19 protein-coding genes and 1 riboswitch are annotated in these 18,526 nt (G+C 39.7%); of the genes, 8 read left to right on the forward strand and 11 right to left on the reverse strand.

The genetic code is table 11. The features are described 5' to 3' along the window. Nucleotides 1-18 precede the first annotated feature (18 nt). A complete protein-coding gene (locus MKY65_RS21740; RefSeq protein ID WP_339180677.1) occupies nucleotides 19-942 on the forward strand; it encodes a YitT family protein in 924 nt (307 codons plus the stop codon). Between the two features lie 42 nt (nucleotides 943-984). Here MKY65_RS21740 and MKY65_RS21745 read toward each other — a convergent pair whose 3' ends face one another. From MKY65_RS21745 to htpG, 5 genes are all read right to left on the reverse strand, one after another. Continuing rightward, entirely contained in the window at nucleotides 985-1,680 is a 696-nt protein-coding gene (locus MKY65_RS21745; RefSeq protein WP_339180679.1) for a hypothetical protein, read from the reverse strand. 243 nt (nucleotides 1,681-1,923) lie between these two features. Beyond that, entirely contained in the window at nucleotides 1,924-2,226 is a 303-nt protein-coding gene (locus MKY65_RS21750) for a hypothetical protein (protein WP_256705270.1), read from the reverse strand. A 77-nt stretch (nucleotides 2,227-2,303) separates the two neighbouring features. Beyond that, nucleotides 2,304-2,714, reverse strand: coding sequence for a Spx/MgsR family RNA polymerase-binding regulatory protein (locus MKY65_RS21755; RefSeq protein WP_147211757.1), 411 nt, complete (start codon nucleotides 2,712-2,714; stop codon nucleotides 2,304-2,306). A gap of 52 nt (nucleotides 2,715-2,766) precedes the next feature. Next, nucleotides 2,767-3,396 (reverse strand): TetR/AcrR family transcriptional regulator, encoded by a 630-nt coding sequence (locus MKY65_RS21760; RefSeq protein ID WP_193064498.1) that lies wholly within the window; start codon nucleotides 3,394-3,396, stop codon nucleotides 2,767-2,769. A 430-nt stretch (nucleotides 3,397-3,826) separates the two neighbouring features. Continuing rightward, entirely contained in the window at nucleotides 3,827-5,704 is a 1,878-nt protein-coding gene (htpG, locus tag MKY65_RS21765; RefSeq protein ID WP_339180687.1) for a molecular chaperone HtpG, read from the reverse strand. Nucleotides 5,705-5,861: 157 nt separating this feature from the next. Here htpG and MKY65_RS21770 point away from each other — a divergent pair, with 157 nt between their 5' ends. Next, nucleotides 5,862-6,572, forward strand: a complete 711-nt coding sequence (locus MKY65_RS21770) for an NAD-dependent protein deacylase (protein WP_339180690.1) — start codon at nucleotides 5,862-5,864, stop codon at nucleotides 6,570-6,572. Between the two features lie 117 nt (nucleotides 6,573-6,689). On the opposite strand, the gene MKY65_RS21775 is transcribed toward MKY65_RS21770, so the two are convergent. The 3 genes from MKY65_RS21775 to MKY65_RS21785 form a co-directional block, all read right to left on the reverse strand. After that, nucleotides 6,690-7,277 (reverse strand): YpjP family protein, encoded by a 588-nt coding sequence (locus tag MKY65_RS21775; RefSeq protein ID WP_042529152.1) that lies wholly within the window; start codon nucleotides 7,275-7,277, stop codon nucleotides 6,690-6,692. Nucleotides 7,278-7,446: 169 nt separating this feature from the next. After that, nucleotides 7,447-8,115, reverse strand: coding sequence for a thiaminase II (tenA, locus tag MKY65_RS21780; RefSeq protein ID WP_339180693.1), 669 nt, complete (start codon nucleotides 8,113-8,115; stop codon nucleotides 7,447-7,449). A gap of 39 nt (nucleotides 8,116-8,154) precedes the next feature. Continuing rightward, on the reverse strand, nucleotides 8,155-9,423 hold the full coding sequence (locus tag MKY65_RS21785; RefSeq protein WP_339180695.1) for an acetylornithine deacetylase: 1,269 nt from the start codon (nucleotides 9,421-9,423) through the stop codon (nucleotides 8,155-8,157). A gap of 81 nt (nucleotides 9,424-9,504) precedes the next feature. Continuing rightward, nucleotides 9,505-9,608: riboswitch (TPP riboswitch) on the reverse strand. Between the two features lie 179 nt (nucleotides 9,609-9,787). On the opposite strand from MKY65_RS21785, the gene MKY65_RS21790 reads away from it, so the two are divergent. Further along, the gene (locus tag MKY65_RS21790) at nucleotides 9,788-10,981 is read left to right on the forward strand and encodes an MFS transporter (protein WP_339180698.1); all 1,194 of its coding nucleotides are present in this window, start codon (nucleotides 9,788-9,790) and stop codon (nucleotides 10,979-10,981) included. Here the strand turns inward: MKY65_RS21790 and MKY65_RS21795 are convergent. After that, nucleotides 10,954-11,778: an AraC family transcriptional regulator gene (locus MKY65_RS21795; RefSeq protein WP_339180701.1), complete on the reverse strand. Its 825-nt coding sequence runs from the start codon at nucleotides 11,776-11,778 to the stop codon at nucleotides 10,954-10,956. The two genes, MKY65_RS21790 and MKY65_RS21795, sit on opposite strands and share 28 nt — an antisense overlap. A 514-nt stretch (nucleotides 11,779-12,292) precedes the next feature. Between MKY65_RS21795 and MKY65_RS21800 the strand changes: the two genes are divergently transcribed. Together MKY65_RS21800 and MKY65_RS21805 are read left to right on the forward strand one after the other, a co-directional pair. After that, complete coding sequence (locus tag MKY65_RS21800) at nucleotides 12,293-13,228, forward strand: hypothetical protein (RefSeq protein WP_339180704.1); 936 nt, start codon at nucleotides 12,293-12,295, stop codon at nucleotides 13,226-13,228. A 42-nt stretch (nucleotides 13,229-13,270) separates the two neighbouring features. After that, entirely contained in the window at nucleotides 13,271-14,305 is a 1,035-nt protein-coding gene (locus MKY65_RS21805; RefSeq protein ID WP_339180707.1) for a S66 peptidase family protein, read from the forward strand. 77 nt (nucleotides 14,306-14,382) lie between these two features. Here MKY65_RS21805 and MKY65_RS21810 read toward each other — a convergent pair whose 3' ends face one another. Further along, nucleotides 14,383-14,640 carry an AbrB/MazE/SpoVT family DNA-binding domain-containing protein gene (locus tag MKY65_RS21810; protein WP_256705271.1) on the reverse strand — a complete coding sequence of 86 codons (258 nt, stop codon included), beginning with the start codon at nucleotides 14,638-14,640 and terminating at the stop codon, nucleotides 14,383-14,385. A gap of 502 nt (nucleotides 14,641-15,142) precedes the next feature. Here MKY65_RS21810 and MKY65_RS21815 point away from each other — a divergent pair. Together MKY65_RS21815 and MKY65_RS21820 are read left to right on the forward strand one after the other, a co-directional pair. Next, complete coding sequence (locus MKY65_RS21815) at nucleotides 15,143-15,439, forward strand: DUF2653 family protein (protein ID WP_042529140.1); 297 nt, start codon at nucleotides 15,143-15,145, stop codon at nucleotides 15,437-15,439. 376 nt (nucleotides 15,440-15,815) lie between these two features. Then, complete coding sequence (locus MKY65_RS21820; RefSeq protein WP_339180710.1) at nucleotides 15,816-16,478, forward strand: TerC family protein; 663 nt, start codon at nucleotides 15,816-15,818, stop codon at nucleotides 16,476-16,478. A 53-nt stretch (nucleotides 16,479-16,531) separates the two neighbouring features. On the opposite strand, the gene MKY65_RS21825 is transcribed toward MKY65_RS21820, so the two are convergent. Next, on the reverse strand, nucleotides 16,532-17,737 hold the full coding sequence (locus tag MKY65_RS21825) for an MFS transporter (protein WP_339180713.1): 1,206 nt from the start codon (nucleotides 17,735-17,737) through the stop codon (nucleotides 16,532-16,534). Between the two features lie 167 nt (nucleotides 17,738-17,904). Between MKY65_RS21825 and MKY65_RS21830 the strand changes: the two genes are divergently transcribed. Further along, entirely contained in the window at nucleotides 17,905-18,486 is a 582-nt protein-coding gene (locus MKY65_RS21830; protein WP_042529135.1) for a TetR/AcrR family transcriptional regulator, read from the forward strand. Nucleotides 18,487-18,526 lie beyond the last annotated feature (40 nt).

An 18,526-nucleotide genomic window follows, 5' to 3' on the forward strand; every position in this document is an offset into this window, starting at 1 on the left:
TCGATGGAGGTTGAGAACATGAAACAAATCTTTCTGGCGCTGATTGGAACCATTTTATGTGCTCTGGCAACGACCATATTCGCCATGCCAAACCAAATTGCAGATGGAGGCATTCTAGGTATTGCACTTTTACTCTTTTATTCTCTCGGATGGTCTCCCGGGATTGTTACGATGGTTGCTTTTGTCTTATTACAACTCGTCAGTTTTAAATTTCTTCCTAAAAGCATCGTGATAAAAACAATGGTTAATGTCCCACTTCTATCCTTGTTTATCTTTTTAACAGAAAATATCGTAACACAGCCTCTGGGCGATTCTCTGGTAGCTGCTATTTTTGCAGGTCTTACCATGGGGATTGGATTTGGTTTGATTATTCAAGCAGGCAGCTCTATTGGAGGTACTTCGACGATAGCTCGTCTGCTCGCACAGCGCTATGAATGGAATGTCGTACTAACCACCTTCATCATGGACGCCGTTATCGTATTAGCCGGAGTTTTCATTATTGGCCCGCTTTACACACTATACACCATTATTGCTTTATCCATAGGGAAGGTCGCCAGCGACTATGTGATTGGCGGTTTTGATTCTAAGAAAGCAGTCACCATTATTTCGCCTGAATTTAAAAAAATAGCTTATCAGATTAATACAGTCATGTCGTCTAGTGCGACATTTATCAATGGTTCTGGATCCTATACAGATCGCCAGCATTATATCCTTTATATTATCGTACCCAGTTACCGCCTCTTAACGCTTAAACGAATTATCAGGGAAATCGATTCCAGTTCATTTATCGTTGTCCATAATGTGAAAGATGTATCTGGCGGCACTTTCTTTGCTCCGACGACAGAGGATGAAGCAGCCTTTACCGGATTTGAGGAAGAAGCGATTATTCCTGAACCGGAGGGGGTTTCATCGGATAATACTGCCGATAAAACAGATGATTGATGATGTACCAGTAAAGAAGTGAGCTGCTTCTTAGAAAACAGCTCACTTCTTTATTGTTTCTTTAGAGGACTCAGCGTCCGTGCGACGGACAACATTCCACTTGCTCCCAAATAATTGAATACTTTTTTCTACCTTTTTTATCACTTCATCTGCTCTTTCATAAATAATTCCCCGCAAATCATGGACCTGCCTTATTAATTTTTCAAGCCATGCCTCCTGTTTGTCGAGCCTTTCATGAAGCACAGTCAGTTCTTCTTTTCTTTGGTTCTCCACCTCTTCCAGTTTATTTTCCTGTTTCTCCATTTTTTGCTTCACTGTTTCATTTACCTCAGCTATTTTTTCAAGCTTAGCATGAATGGATGTCTGGCTGGCTTTGATGTCATCCCCCTCTGCTTTTGCACTTTCTTGAGCAGCAATAATTTGATTGAGCTGCTTGTTTTCCTTCTTTATATTTTCATCAAGTACATCTAATCGGTTGAATACCTTCTCTTGCATCTGCTGCTGATCTTTTTTATTTTTGTCCATTTCCTTCAATCGTTTCGCAATACGCTCCAATTGCTGATTTTTAGCAAAGGTATCCCGCTGCAGCTGCTGCAATACTTCCACAGATTCCCTCTGCATTTCCAGCTGCTTTTGCTCTCTCTCACTTGCATATTCATAAACAAACGTTTCTTGATTAGGCGAAGCTCCTTTTATATCTTCTGCATAAATGTGCTTCTCCTGGTTCAGATATACCATTAACATCACCTCTAAAATCAGCTTATGCACAAAGAAAAAAATAGGACGAATTTTGGTTATCTGCCTAATTGGATAGATGGAAAAAAACCTAAGCGGTATAGTCACTCAGGTTTTATTCTTTATTGCTATTTATATTTGGATAAAGATACCTCGCTCCGGGGAAGTCGAGCTGAGGTTTTGTGAGCAGGAGAAGCAACCCGAAGAAAGGATTTAGCAAAGCTTCGAGCTGTTCCGTTTGTTTCTCTAATTTCGATGGGTGGTACTATGTGTTCGAGCTTTAAACGCATCGATAAATTGTTCAGGTGAAGATTTTATAATGTAGGCATAAACTCCTTTAAGCGTGTGTAAATAAAGCATTCCCTTTGTCTGGTTCCCAGTAAGTCGATACGAAATATCCATTACATTTTCAATTGGAAATTCCCTGTACTTTGTAGCGATTTTGTCTTCATAAAGATACATATAACGTTGCTCTTCTGTATCCTTTTGCTCTAATGCACTTACTTGACGGACTACTTTTACATACGGTTGTTTGGCAATAAATTGCATTGTCTCCTCCGTTATTTCTGCTTAAAAGTGTGTGTCCAAAAGCACGGTAAAAATCACTTTTGAACATTTTTTATCAATCAGCTTTCCGCGACACGCAAATGATTCTTTCTCCATTGGAGCCATTGGCTTTCTCTCGTTTTACGCGGTAAAAACTGACGTATATCCTCTTCATGATATCCTACCTGCAAACGTTTGGCATCGACCATAATCGGACTGCGTAAAAGACGCGGGTATTCCTGAATAATTTCCAGCAGCTCCTGCAATGGCAATGCTTCAATATCAAGATCTAAATCTTTATAAATCTTAGAACGTGTGGAAATAATCTCATCTGTACCTTCCACCGTCATCCGAAGAATATTTTGTAATTCGTTTACGGTCAGAGGTTCTCTGATTACATTACGTTCTGTATACTCAATCCCGTTTTTCGTAAACCATTGTTTTGCTTTTCTTGTTGATGAACATGCTGCACCATAAATTGTAACTGTCATTAATCATACCCCATTTATATATAGTTTCTTTCTTCAAACCATCAGAAAAGTTCTATACTTGCCTGTCAGCACTTGATAACCCTTTGCTTAACAAATCCATTTCAATACGAAAATTATCTAGAGCTTCTTCACGAGAAAGATTCCTGGATAGCTGATCCACAATATTTCGAAATGTAACAGACGTTAAAATCTGCATAACATGGAAAAATTCTTGTTTACTTTCGATATTCAGCTTTTTAAAATCAACTAAATCTTTTACTTGATTCATTGCGTCTACTTCATTATGCTTTCCTAAGAATAACTCCGTAAATGAATCTTCCACTTCATGTGTCACATTCAATACGGCATTCTTTAAAAACTGCAAATGCTTCTCTTCGGACAATTCTATCAGTGTTACCCGAAAAACCTTATCCATGGAAGCCATCAAATCTCCATCTGTTTCGCGCAGCAGGCTTAAAAAATAAGCACGGCGTTTATCTGTATGAAGCTTTAATAAATAATAAAAAGCATCTTCTTTGCCATCAAAATATTGATAAAAACTTCCTCTTGAAACACCTGCAAGCTTTACAATATTCGCAATGGAGGCCTGCGATAACGGTGCTCTTGCAAATTCTTTTTCAACCGCTTGCAATAATTTTGCCCGTTTGGAATCGTTTAAATTAAAAAATGTTGATGTAGGCATATTCTTGCTCCTCCATAACCTATTGTGACACAATGTCATGTCCTATAATTCTATATTAAGTGACACGATGTCATAAGTCAATTATTTTTATGACATCGTGTCACTTTTTTTATGAAATGTGACGATTCTATGGCAGGCAAACGATTGCTTTTTCATTAGTGTACACTTTTCCTCCCTCTGCTAAACACCTTTAGTTAAAAATGCTTCTTTCCCAGCTTCATTTAACTGCCGACCTAATCATTGTATTCCCTCACTATGCTATTTCATAACCTTAAAAATTAAACAAGATAGGAAAATTTCTAAAAGTTATCAGCTTTTTTTAAATAATGTATCTTCGTTAAAAAAATACATAACACAGATTTTTAAAGATATCCTTCAAACAAAAGAACACCGCATAGAAGGCTATACCTCCTATACGATGCTTTCTTCATCAAACCATAATCTTACTCATATCATTCGTAAATGCCACTGGATCTTCAATCGGCAGCCCTTCAATCAATAACGCCTGATTGTAAAGCAGGTTGGTATATAACGCTAATTTATCCTGATCCTTCCCCTGTGCTGCTTCGAGTGCTTTAAAAATACTGTGATTCACATTGATTTCCAGCACTTTATCTGCCTGAATCTGCTGGTTATCCGGCATCGCATTAATAATTTTCTCCATTTCCAAGGAAATCTCGCCATCTGCAGAAAGCACGACTGGATGGGATTTCAGACGCTTGGAAGCTCGTACATCCTTCACTTTGTCACCGAGAACCTCTTTCATTGCTGTAAACAGCTCGTTATGACTTTCTGTTTCTTCCTTCTCTTCCTCTTTCTCATCGGCTTCAATCCCTAGATCACCGCTGGAAACAGAACGGAATTCCTTCTCCTGATATTGCATCAGCATTTTAATCGCAAATTCATCCACTTCATCTGTGAAATAAAGAATTTCATAGCCTTTATCTGCAACAATTTCCGTTTGCGGAAGTTTTTCAATACGATCATTGGAATCTCCAGAAGCATAATAGATATATTTTTGGTCTTCCGGCATACGTGATACATATTCCTCTAGCGTTACCAGCTTTTTCTCTGTAGAAGAATAGAATAAAAGCAAGTCTTGCAGCTCTTCTTTATGCTGGCCGAAGTCACTGTACACGCCAAATTTGATTTGCTGACCGAATGCTTTAAAGAACGTTTCATATTTTTCACGTTCATCGCGAAGCAGGCTTAACAGCTGCTGTTTTATTTTCTTATGAATATTTTTCGCAATGATTTTCAGCTGACGGTCATGCTGAAGCATTTCCCTGGAAATATTTAAGGATAAATCTTCTGAGTCAACCATTCCTTTTACAAAGCTGAAGTAATCAGGCAGTAAATCTGCACATTTTTCCATAATCAATACACCATTTGAATAAAGCTCCAAGCCTTTTTCGTATTCTCTGGAGTAATAATTAAACGGCGTTTGCTCCGGAATAAATAGAATTGCATTATAACGGACCGCTCCATCTACATTGATATGAATATGGCGCAATGGCTGATCAAATCCGTACCGTTTCTCCTGATAGAAATTAGTGTAATCTTCATCTGTTAATTCGCTCTTATTTTTCTTCCAAATAGGAACCATTGTGTTCAGCGTCTGCTCTTCAATCACATCTTCATACTCATCTTCTGTTCCTTCTTTTAACTTGCTTTCCGTAACATCCATTTTAATTGGATAGCGGATAAAGTCCGAGTATTTCTTGACGATTTGTTTTAAAGTAGATTCTTCTAAAAATGTATCATAATTGTCTTCTTCTTCGTTATCTTTTATTTCAAGGATAATCTCTGTTCCAACTTCTTCGCGGTCAATTGGCGTAATCGTATAGCCGTCTGACCCCTGTGAAACCCATTGATATCCTTCTTGACTGTCAATCGATTTTGTTAATACGGTCACTTTATCCGCAACCATAAACGCTGCATAAAAGCCGACACCGAATTGACCAATAATATCATGGCCGTCTTTAATTTCATTTTCCGATTTAAACGTATGTGACCCACTTTTAGCAATCACACCGAGGTTATCTTCCAGCTCTTCCTTTGTCATTCCAATTCCCGTATCTACTACAGTCAACGTACGCTTTTCTTTATTAGGAATCAGTTTGATATAATAATTGCTTTGATCGAATGTTAAAGCATCATCCGTTAATGCTTTATAATAAATTTTGTCAATGGCGTCACTTGCGTTGGAGATTAATTCACGCAAGAAAATCTCCCGTTGTGAATAAATGGAGTGGATGACCATATCTAATAGTTTCTGTGATTCTGCTTTAAACTCATGCTTTGCCATAATGCTCTCTCTCCTTTTTCTGTTTTTAGCACTCTCTCTCACAGAGTGCTAAACCTCTATTACATGAATACCATATTCTATTTTAACTGTCAATATTAGTCGCATATAGCCTAAACAACATGTATAATAGAAAATATATAGAAGAGGAGGGGTCTCGATGCTTCATGAATGGTTAAAAGATTCCAAACACACCGTCGTTTTCACTGGCGCAGGAATGTCTACAGAGAGTGGGCTGCCTGACTTTCGTTCCACAAACCGGGGACTTTGGAGAAAGAAAGACCCAAGCAAAATCGCAAGTGTAGATGCTTTAAATCATCACGTAGAGGATTTTATCGAATTTTATCGGGAGCGCGTTCTCGGCGTCAAAGAAGTTGGTCCGCATAAAGGACATCACATTCTTGTCGATTGGGAAAAGAATGGACTGATCCAATCGATTATTACCCAAAATGTGGACGGTTTTCATCAGGCTGCAGGCAACAGACACGTTCATGAGCTTCATGGAACCCTGCAAGAGCTGCATTGCCAAAGCTGCGGGAAAATCTACGACAGTTCTGCTTATTTAAACGAAGACTATCACTGTTCCTGCGGCGGAATACTCAGACCTTCTATTGTATTATTTGGGGAAATGCTCCCTGAGGATGCCTTTTCTGCTGCGTTTGAGCATGCAAAGAAAGCCGATTTATTTATCGTGCTAGGTTCCTCTCTATCGGTTACACCAGCCAACCAATTCCCGGAAATCGCTAAACAAAATGGCGCCAAACTTGTCATTGTCAATCAGGAAAAAACACCATTAGACGAGTTTGCAGATGAAGTTGTTTTTGACCGGAAGATTGGAGCTTATTTAGAAGAAACGGATCAATTATTATAAAACAGATAAAAGGCAAGGAGGCGCTGCACGCTTCCTTGCCTTTCTTGATGGATTAAAATAAATATGGCGGCAAATGTTTTAAGCGGGGCGAGTAACCGCAGCCCCAAAATTTCGGTCTTAGGCCATCCATTTAGGCGGTGTATTCTTATTCCAATAAATATCCCCGATATGATAATGCTTTTGGAATCCATCCTCACTTAAATGGTAATGAAAATTAAAATAATACCCTTCCAATGGCCGGTTTTCCCGGCGGACATGAAACTTTGCCAATGTTTTGCTGGTGCTGTTATTGGAAACATTGAAAATCCGCTCTCCATAGCCGTCTGAAGGTTTTTCGGTAATCGCTATATCCTTGTATATGTCAGAATGCTCGACAAGATCAGACAGCACCAATTCCATCTGTGGTAAAATCATAGCAGAAAATTCATCCTCGACCTTCCCCGCAATCCTCGTTCCAAATTTTTCGATACTCAATTTTTTCGCCTCTTCATGAAGGTGGCCAAGAAAAGCTTCCCTTGGATCTTCTACATTGTATGATTGGGTGGTTTCCTCGATAACAGATGTTGTTTCGAGATCTGATGAAGAAGACACACTGCTGTCATCCCGCTTATTGGCGTCGACTTCCAAAAGATTTGTTGGCGTATAGATACCCAATGTTAAAATTGTTATAAATACGACTGCAATTTTTCTCCACCAGAGCTTCATCTGCTTCACCCATCTTCCGTATCCGTTTTCTTTATTTTACCATGAATCCATTTCTTGTCTATCCAACCATTTTACTTTTTTGAATATTGGAAGAAAATAATTTGTTATACGGAACATTCTGTTTATACATTATTTTACAACTTAAGAAATCATATAGGGTCGTTTTACCTTATACCGGCCAGCCTTCACGCTTATATGCCATATCCCAAAACATATATTCATAGCGGCTCGTATTCAGAAAAATAGCTTCTAAATGATCCAGTTCTGCTTCTGTACAGCCTTCCGCAAGCTCATCTAATTTTTCAATCAGCCACTTGCCGATGGAACCAAATTCATCCGAGCTGTACATTTTCACCCATTCCCCATACTGTTCATGCTCCAGTGCACCCGACTTTTTTGCCAGCTCCAGACCAATTTCATAATAACTCCAGGCACACGGCAGAATCGCTGCAATCAATGCTGCTAAAGAACCTTTCTGTGCCTCTGCAAGCATATTACTGCTGTAGGCAAGCGTTACAGGCCCTGGAACCGTAGATTCTAGTTCCTCTCTGGAAATACCGAGACGCTCGGCATATTGGCGATGAAGCTCCATTTCAAAATTCAGGGTTTCATCCAGCGATTTAGCAAAGCCAGACATGGTATCTAAATCTTTTGCAAGCACCGTTCCCATCGCGATTACTTTTGAGTACTCTATCAAATACTTGTAATCCTGACACATGTAGAATTTAAATGACTCTATATCGAGTGTACCGTTACCAATTCCCTGCACAAATGGATGCTGGTGGCTTTTCTCCCAAATTGAATCTGCTGACTTTCGAATACGTTCTGTAAATTTCATGTATATGCGCTCCCTTTTCTATCATTTTTAGTAACTGCCTTATTCCTGTTTTTTTGTTTGACACCATTTCAAAATAAATCGCAGCAGGGACACTGTATAATCTACTAACTCGTCGATGTTTACCTGCTCATCCACGGCATGGGCGTGCTTCAATTCACCAGGTCCATAGCAGACAACAGGAATCCCGTATGCTGCAAGCCAGCCGCCATCAGTTACTGTTTCCGACATTCGGACTTTCGCTTCCTCGCCAAAAGCTTTGCTATGACTCTCCTGTAACATCGCAAAAGCAGCATGTTCTTTATCTACGGAGAAAGACGGGAAAATTTCACCGCGGTCTACAATCATCGATTCGCCTCCCCATTCAAAGGCGGGTGGATTATCCCGCATCCAGACATCCGCTTCAGCCGTCTTTCGTAAATGGGACTCAATTTCTGCAGCAACCTGCTCAGCAGTCTCATCGGGATAATAATGAACGGTAATCCACAGGCGGCATTCATCAGCAATAAAAGCAGCATGTCTGCCTCCTTCAATCACTGCCGGGTTGATGGTATTGGTTCCTGGGGGAAAGCCTGGATAGGATTTGGTCACTGCCCAATGTCGCTCCAGCTCCTGCAACACAGTAAGGAGCTTATTCATCTTTTCAATGGCGCTGGCCCCATTCATCCCGCCGCCTGCATGAATGAGCTGGCGACGTGTCCCATCATGGTGCGTGGACGGACTTTTCACTGTAATCCAGCCGGTAATAACGCCTCCTTGCCCATGTATTTCGCAATGACTTGTATCTGCAACAATGGCATAATCTGCTGTATACCCGCGTTCTCCGCATTGCTTCGTCCCTGCTTCCCCAACCTCTTCACCAATGACGGACTGCAGAATAACATCCCCGCCAAGGCGAATCTGGTGGTCATGCAATATGCGCATCGCAAATAAACACGCTGCCAGACCGCCTTTCATATCTGCTGCACCCCGCCCAAATAATGTACGCCCTTCCACTGCTGGCTGAAATGGTGCATGCTTCCAGTTTTCACCTTCCTCTATAGAAGCGACATCCACATGCCCATTAAGAATCAAGCTGTTGTATGTATCGGAAGCAGTTCCACGCAAACAGCCGACGACATTCGGGTCACCGGGATAAACCTCCCATTGTTCTGTTTCAAAATTCATTTCCTTCAAGTAGTTCGCAATATAAGCTTGGATAGCCTCTGTATTTCTTGCAGGCGGGGCTGGTGTTTCAAAACGAATCAAATCGCTGACAAGCGCTATTAATTCGTCTTCTCGATTTCGAATCTCCTGAATTAATCCATCCATTCAAAAACCTCCTTTCAAAGCACGCAAAAAAGCCGCCTCCTGATATAGAAAGCGGCAGAATAATTTGGTTCATTTACCTAAAGGCATATCCGCCCACTTCCCTCCGCTAGTACGAACTAGATCAGGTTGGTAAGGGTCAAGGCAATATACCTCTCTCAGCTTAATAAGCACCCCTAGTGGATCCATTGCGTATGTATTTATCCCTTTTAGATTACCATACAGTTTTGTAAGCGTAAAGCAGAATTTAAGGAAGGATGATTCTATACCCGCTTGTCTGTATACATATTGCTGTTTTTTTGCGCAATATCAATACAGATGAAATCCGGAATACGTTGTAACCTTCTTACAAAGGAGGTTACAGCTAGTGTACATAACTATCATAAAAAAAAATAAACGTGCCCGAAACTATCTGCTTGCTACTGCCAGTTCCAATTTAGGGAATGTGATGACTGGCATGGCTCTTTTATTTCTTGCTTATGATTTAACTGCTTCTAATGCGTATACCACGGGGATTGCTATCGCTCAAGTTGCTCCTTACCTGCTGTTCGGATTGATTGGAGGAGTTATTGCTGACTGGATTTCTAAAATGAAATGGTTGATTCGTATCGATTTATTTCGTTCTCCGCTTCTCATCGGGTTAGTTTTGTTAGACTTCTCCAATCAGCTTGCTTACTGGCATTTAATTATTGTAAGCATCTTGATTCATTTATGCGGATGCTTATATAATCCGGCGCATCGGGCAATTATCCCGCTTATCACGAGTGAAAGAGAGAGACCTGCAGTAAATAGTTTAACGGACACTGTAACACGGGGAATGACTGTTTTAGGACCTGTTTTCAGCATTATCTTCATGAATACTATTGGTGTGATCCACTTTTTCACGCTGGATGCACTCAGCTATCTATTGAGCGCGCTTTTTCTATCATTCATTCTTTTAAAAGAAGAGCAGACAGATAAAAAGCATTTTAATATATTCACAGCCATCCGGGAATTTGCTATATGGCTCCGTTCTCATAAAACCATCCGCTCCTTATTTGAGATGACAGCTTTTATTGTTTTCTTTAACACCTGGGTTTGGCAGGTTGGGCTGTTATTACTATTACAAGAAACGATGGCGAATGCAGAAGTATGGTACAGCGTTGTAACAGGATGGTTTGGAATTGTTGTTATTATTGTCAATTTGATTGTTCCCTATATCTTTAAACAATTCACGCTAAAAACCTACCTTCTCAGCTCCCTTATCTGGGGGACAGGCATTTTATTCTTAGGAGGTTTACCAGCTATCCCCCTGCTTGTTTTGGGAATTATCTGGGTAGCAGTCGGATTGCCTCTATCTGGGCTATCCAGGGTTTATTTACTGCAAAAGTATATTCCGCCAGATATGCTGGGAAGAGGTTTCAGTTTCAATGCCGTCCTGCTTTATTTTTCTAATTTTATTTCTTTAGGTTTCTTCGGACTTGTATCTTATTGGGTCTCCATACACCTGATTTTTATCATATGCGGGACTTGTATGATGATTCTGGCTGGAATTTATGTATTGCTTAACCTGCGAAAATAGCTTGGCGTCATGCCATACAGTTTCTTGAATAGACGATTATAGACAGAAACAGAAGAAAATCCCGAATCCATCGCAATCTGCAATATCGTCGTATCGGTAAATTGCAGTTTATCCAAACTGCGTTGAAGACGGTAGATTTGCAGCCATGAAAATGGCGAAACACCCATCTTCTCTTTAAATATATGTGAGAGCCGGTACTTATCTAACTGGGCAATTGCAGCCATATCATCTAATGTCCAGTTAGATGTATAACTTTCCTTCATTGCCTCCAGCACTTTATAAATCGGGAAACCTGCAGCAGTGTATGCTTCCGGCTGAACATCCTGATAATAACTGTTTATACTTCCTTTCATCAGAAGGATTGCTAACTGCGTAAAGCTATTATCAAGGAACACCTTCATACTCGCATCCATTACCCCATTACTTACATCAATATAATCCAGAATAAATGCCACCCACTTCTTTATTTGCAGCGATTGCTGCGGCATTTGTGCAAATTGAATATCTGCCGAATGATGATTCATCAAATTTTTGGCAGCTTGATTTATCAATTCTGGATTTAATTCGATTAAAAATTTATGATGCGCTACCTCTAATTGCCGATGGGGGTCATAAGGATTCAAAAGCAGCATTTGATCCGTATAAAAAGTCAAATCCTGATGAGGCAGCTGATATGTCATGTCTCCGCCAAGCGAGTAAATGAATTTATAACAATTATCTGACCGCCGGATACTTTCCTGTTCAAATTCCGTTTTAAATAAGAATAGACCTTGATCCGTTGAAAGTATTTTATTCATCGATTTCCCTTCCTTATTTTGCTTATTTCTGTAATAAATCACTCAACTTTCGCACCTAAGAATAAGCATATATATCTTGCTATTTCAGGGTGAACATGTTCTCCATTACCATGCTTGCATTTTGGTGAAATATCCGGCCTTTTTGGAATTGGTGATGGTGCATAGCTCCGCTCCGGCCAACCACTCCGCTTTCCGACGCAGCGGTGCTTTACACTTCACCTTCTATTCTTTGTCAAGGGAGTTATCCAAGGAACGATCAACTCCTGTTTCTATAGAAACGAAATTACTTTTTAATGTGCGAAAGTTGAGTAAATCATTAATATACTTAAGGATATTTAAATTCTATCATATGAACAGCCTTCATGATTTTAAAATGCTGTTCAAATTCCCCTAAGCATTGTATAAATTGAAATAGTAAAATTTTCACACAGGAAAAATAATCCTGCAGCAAATACTTTTTAATCTTAAAATGCTACAATGCATTTTGGAACCCCGGAAGATAAGGATGTGACACATGGAACGATTTAAAAAAATAGGTGCGTATGCAATTGGGATTTTTGTTTTCTGCGTCTTGGTTACAGGTATAGTCGATGAATCAAAGAGTCTGTATCAGCTGTTACAAGATAAAGGCGGAAACGAAGAGGAAGTTACTGTTGTTGGTAAAACGGTATCCAGTGATTTATTCGGTAAATTGAAATACTATGCTGTTTTAGAAGAGGAAGCGTTATCGCAATTAACTCGGAAGATGTCTACTCAAGAAATTTCCTTAATAAGTAAAAAGGAATTTGAACAGCTTAATGCCGGGGATACAATTAGGAAGAACGATTCTTATATGACAGACGAGGATAAAAAATCACAGATCATCGAGCATCTTATTGTCATCGTCGTCTTTAGTATCTATCCTTTCGGTTTCATTGCTTATAATATCGAACATATACCACTGCTAAAAAAATTAGAGGATAAAGCAGCTTCACTGTTTCTCTTTTCTCTATTGGGAATCGTTTGCTTGGTATTTTTAATGGCATATGTCTTTATGGGAAAATCTATCGTTAGTATTGTGCAGTCCCATAGCGGAGACCAAATAGAAACTGAAGCCTATATTTCGGATAGGGAATATGACTATAATGCTGGCCGCTATAGCACAAGTTCATACTATTTGCATTTATCTTTCTACGCAGAAGACATAAACAAGGAGGTTATGGTTTCCAAAGAAGTATCTTCTCGTATATTTTCTCAGGCTAACCATGTCATTGATGTTCAATATCCTGAAGGACAGCCTTATAAAGCACACATAGCAGGGACTAAATTTAGAGATTTTTTCGGATCCAGCTTGATTATTTATTGTTGCGTTCTCATCGTTACAGCTTTATTAATATATTCAGCTTTTTTTATGCGAAGAAAGAAAAAAACAGGCTCTTTTTATAAAAAAAAGGATTTCTCCAATAAATAACGAATACATAAGATATACCATTTTCAGAGAGGAGTATTTCTTATGCTTATGCAGCCGGCAAAATTATCTCCAGGGGATAAGGCAGCGACTGTCAGCCTCTCCTGGGGCGGAGCAGGCGAGCCCTCCTTAAGCTGGCGCTACCAGCAGGGTGTGGAACGCTTAGAGAGCGTGTTTGGGCTTGAAGTCGTTCCAATGCCTAACAGCTTAAAAGGACAAACTTATATAGATGAACATCCCGAGGCACGGGCCGAAGATTTAATGACTGCATTCAAAGACCCTGAAATCAAAGCGATTATCTCTAATATTGGCGGTGATGACAGTATTCGTCTGCTTCCCTATATCGATTTTGAGATTATCCGTCAAAATCCAAAGATTTTCATGGGATTTTCTGATACGACGATTGCTCATTTATTCTGCTTCCATGCTGGTTTATCCTCCTTCTACGGACCAGCAATCATGACAGATTTTGCAGAAAATGTGGCGATGGATGATTATACGGTGCAAGCCATTCAAAGCATGCTTTTTGAAGCAGAAGCGGTCGGCGGCATCCCTGCACCGGAAAAGTGGACAAGTGAATTTTTAGAGTGGGATATTTCCAATAAGTCTATTGCCAGAACAATGCACCCTAATCAGGGTTACGAACTGCTGCAAGGAAACGGTATCGCAAAAGGGAACCTCATCGGCGGCTGTATCGAAGTACTTGAATTTGCTAAAGGAACAGCCATTTGGCCGCAGCAGGAAGCATGGCAAAACAGCATTCTCTTTTTTGAAACATCAGAGGAAAAAACGGATCCAGAATTAATTAAAAGATGGCTTCGAAATTATGCCGCTCAGGGGATTCTACACCAAGCGAATGGAATGATTGTTGCCAAGCCTTATGGGGAAGTACATTACGAGGCGTACAAGGAGGTTATTCTATCTGTTTTAGCAGAAAACAGGCTGAATGACCTCCCAGTGTTATATGGTGTTTCTTTTGGACATACCGAACCAAAAACGCCCATTCCATATGGAAGATTAGCACGAATTGATTGTAATCAGGTATCCTTTTCAATTTTGGAAGCAGCTGTGACAGATTAAATCCGGCTGCTTTTCTTTGCCAAAAATAAAAGGAGACATATTGCGTCTCCCTTCCGTTTCAATCTTTCTGTTTCACATCAAAGATATTCTTTAAGAATTTCTTTTCCTTTTTGACTTACATATAATCCGCCTGGCAGCTGTATATTATCATCATTGACTTCTCCTGTAATAAAACAAGTCTTTTCAGCTTCGTATTTCCGTATGATAATTCGGTCTTCCTCTACGAATATTTCCATCGGATCCCGCTCTTGTATGTTCAAACTTCTTCGCAATTCCTTAGGTATAACAATCCGGCCCAGTTCGTCCACTTTTCTAACGATACCAGTGCTTTTCATTCTGCACGCTCCTTTTTTATATTTCTTAAGATAACTATCTATATCATTTCCTCTACCCTTTTTTGGAAATGTATAAACAACAAAGGGACTTATTAACAGTGTGAAAAAGCGGCAGCAGTAATCGATATCACCATCCATAAATACGGTAAGAAAGTATTATTGGTTAAAATATACTGCATTTTATATACGCTATAGCAGATTTGAAGTCGCTCTTATTATTAAATCAATTGAGACAGTGATATACTATCTATATAATCCTTTTTAGAAACGTTCGTTACACAAAGCAAAAAGTAAGCTCTTTCATCCGCATTTTTCTTTTTCCGAAAAGATTTACAACTTACCCGGACGGAAAAGAAACGGTCAAAAAGAAGCCAGGGAAAGTTTATGCCCCTATAACTACTTCTTACTTCATGCAAATAGGGAGTTTGTAGTAGAATAGAGTAGGCATCATTACCGGAAGCTGAAAATAAGCTCCCAACCATATGCAGGAGGAATTTGAGGTATGCAAAAACTTATTATTCCTGAAGAGGATATTGTGCTTGCTATATGTATGTACATTGCTGAAGAACAGAATATGAGTGCAGATGACGTCCAAGTAGAGTTATTTTATGATGATTACACTGGATTTTCAGCAGAAGTCGTGACGTCATCTGGAAAACAGGAATGGATGACCAAGCAAATTATTGCTGCATTAAGAAAATGGATCAAAGAAAATCTCCACGCCGATCCGTATGCAGGCTTAAAGTTGGATTTAGACAGACGAAACGGCATTTATGCACGTCTTCGATACAATAGTTAATATTTCACAAATCTTTCTTCCTATTTTTCATTTTTAAGTTTCTTTACATATTTTCGAGGATGCAGGAGCAGCAACCTCCGCATCTATGAATAGCGTATTTATTTTCATTATTTTATTTTTTAACTGGATGAACTCTTCTTCTAAGATGGTTTAAAAAGCTTAAAGAACATTTCCAAGCATGTATGTACATAATAGCCAAAAAATCCTTATTTTCTTCCTTCATAAAGAAAATAAGGATTTTTGAGTTTGGTGATGAACCCCTGTATAAGAGAATTATTGTTCTATTTGTTTTTGCTCCCTTTTTTCCTTCCAGCTGTTCTGATTTCTCGTACAAGCTCATATATTTAACCAATGACTTGATGAGGAAAGGAGAGATATGTTGGAGTTTATACAGACCATCGGACAGATTCTCCTGATTAATATCTTACTGAGTGGAGATAACGCGATTGTCATTGCGATGGCGAGCCGGAATCTTCCGGAACATCTTCAGGCACGCGCTATTCGCTGGGGAACGTTCGGCGCAATCGCACTTCGGATTCTCTTTGTATTTATTATGATTTACCTGCTGCAGCTTCCTTTTATCCAATTAATCGGCGGATGTCTCCTATTGTATGTAGCATATAAATTACTGGTGGATAAGCAGGATCACAGCCAGATGAAAAGCGGTAATTCCTTGCGGGAGGCCATTACGATTATTATTTTTGCTGATGTGATTATGAGCTTGGATAATGTACTAGCCATTGCCGCCATTGCTGATAGTGATTTGCTTCTGATCATTGCCGGGATTATTTTAAGCATCCCGATTATCTTAACAGCCAGTGAATTGATTTTGAAGCTCATTGAGAAATTTCCGATTATCATTTATATCGGTGCCGGCCTGCTTGCCTGGACAGCCGGAAAAATGCTGTTAGAAGAAGCATTTGTACAGCAGCTTTTTGCTTCGCTGAAATATGGACAGCTTATCTTCCTTAACATTCTTACCCTTGCCGTTCTTTTTATTGGGAAATGGCGCAGAAATCAATTAGAAATGACTGTGTAAAAAAACCTCTTATGGGCCTTAACGTCACATAAGAGGTTTTTAACTCTGCAGATTTAAATGCTTTTGTAGGTTTTTGCTTTTGTAAATAACACTGCTGTAATAATCAAGCCAAGCATTCCAAAACCAAGCAGAATGGCTTGAATTGGGATATTGGCAGCGGATAACCCCGAAACAAGGGCGTAAGAAATCGGATCGAATCCATTCATGGCCAGGAAGATAATACTCATGACCCTTCCCATAATATAATCTTCCGCCTGTTCCTGAGCAGCAGTAAAGAATGGGATGAATACAAAAGACATGGAAAACCCGATAAAGAACACAACTATTGTCAGCATCGTTAAATTAGGAACAAGTGCAAAAATGACATATGCGATTAATGCTCCCAATAATCCAAATAAGGAGGTCCTCCCTTTCTTCTTGACTAAGACAGAGCTGAGTATCCCTGTGCCAGCCACCAGACCAATCCCCAGACTGGCTTCCATATAACTTAGGTTAAGCGGTGTTCCGCCATAGCTTTCCACCAGGAAGGGAATCGCAATATGCAATGTTCCAAACACAAAGAAGTTAAGGGTAATAAGTACAACTATCCCCGTTATAAGAAAGCTTGAATTGCGAATATACGCCAGACCCTCTTTGATCTCTTTGATTGGCTTCTGCTTTTCCTGCAACGCAACCGGCCCTTCATTAATGAAGCGCGGATAAATAATGACCGCAGAAAGCAAAGCCAAAATCATCGCTACAAAATAACTGCCGCCGACACCGATAGATTCCATTAATACACCGGCAACAATCGGACCCGCTACAAATGAAATCTGATCGACACCCTGGAACAAGGCATTGGCGCGCTGCAGCTGGCTTTTCTCAACAATCTTAGGAATCATCGATGAACTTGCCGGCCCGAAAAAGGCATCTAGCATCCCAAATCCCGCAGCAATCAATAGAAGCAAAGTAAGTGATAATGCATCATTTTTCATCAGTATATATAACACAAGCAAAAGAAGAGCCTGCACAAAATTCGCTAAAAACATAATCGTCGTCTTCTTGTAACGGTCCGCTACCACTCCTCCGAAAATCATCATCGAAATTCTCGGGACGGTTGCAGCAATTAATACAAGTCCTAACGAGCTGGCTGATCCGCTATCACTGATAACAAACCATGTCGTTGTTGTCAAAAACATACTGAAGCTGACAACACCAAAGATCCCAGCAACAAACAACAACACAAACGTACGATTTTTAAATAAAGGCTGTGCTTCCATACTATCTTTCCTCCGGCTTTTTTTATTGATGAAACAAAGCGTTTTGTTTATTTTCACATGACAGGCAGGGATATATGCTTTATAATAAGAAATAACATAACCTACCGACCGTTCGTTTCTAGAGAAATTTTACCTTACCATCATTACTTTGTCAAAGGAGAATCATCATGCATACAAAAGAAAAAATTTTACTCGAAGGAATGGAGCTTTTTGCAACGCTTGGCTATAATGGGACCTCCATGACAAAAATCGCCGATCGCGTTGGCCTGCAGAAATCTTCTCTCTACGCACATTACAACAGTAAAGAAGAATTATTTTTCGATGTAACCACAAAAATCGCTGCGGATTACGTGGATTTTGTGAAGTCCGCCTTTAAAAATGAGGGGAAAACAGCGCAGGAAAAATTGTATCTTTCTTTCCAGGCACATGTGAAGGACATGGCAAATCACGACAGCAGTATTGAATTTTATAATCGTTTTTCCTCTTATCCTCCTAAAGGTTTAAAAGACAAAGTTTTAGAAATATTGCGTGACAGCGAGGAGCAGGCACGGGCGTCCTTTAAAGAAGAGATAAAAAAAGCACAGGCAGATGGTGCTGTTACAGAAGAAGTTTCTCCAGAAGAAGCTGCTCGCGCTTTTTATGGTTTATTGGACGGTCTATCGTATGAAACAAACTATTATGAGATGGATGTTATTGAAAGTCATGGGGAGTCGATGTGGAAGGTATTTTGGCGGGGGGTTCAGGCATAGTTGTTCCTCCCTTTCATGTATGATATGTTTAACAAAACCA

Source organism: Oceanobacillus sp. FSL W7-1293 (assembly GCF_037969815.1).
Taxonomy (GTDB): Bacteria; Bacillota; Bacilli; order Bacillales; family Amphibacillaceae; genus Oceanobacillus; species Oceanobacillus oncorhynchi.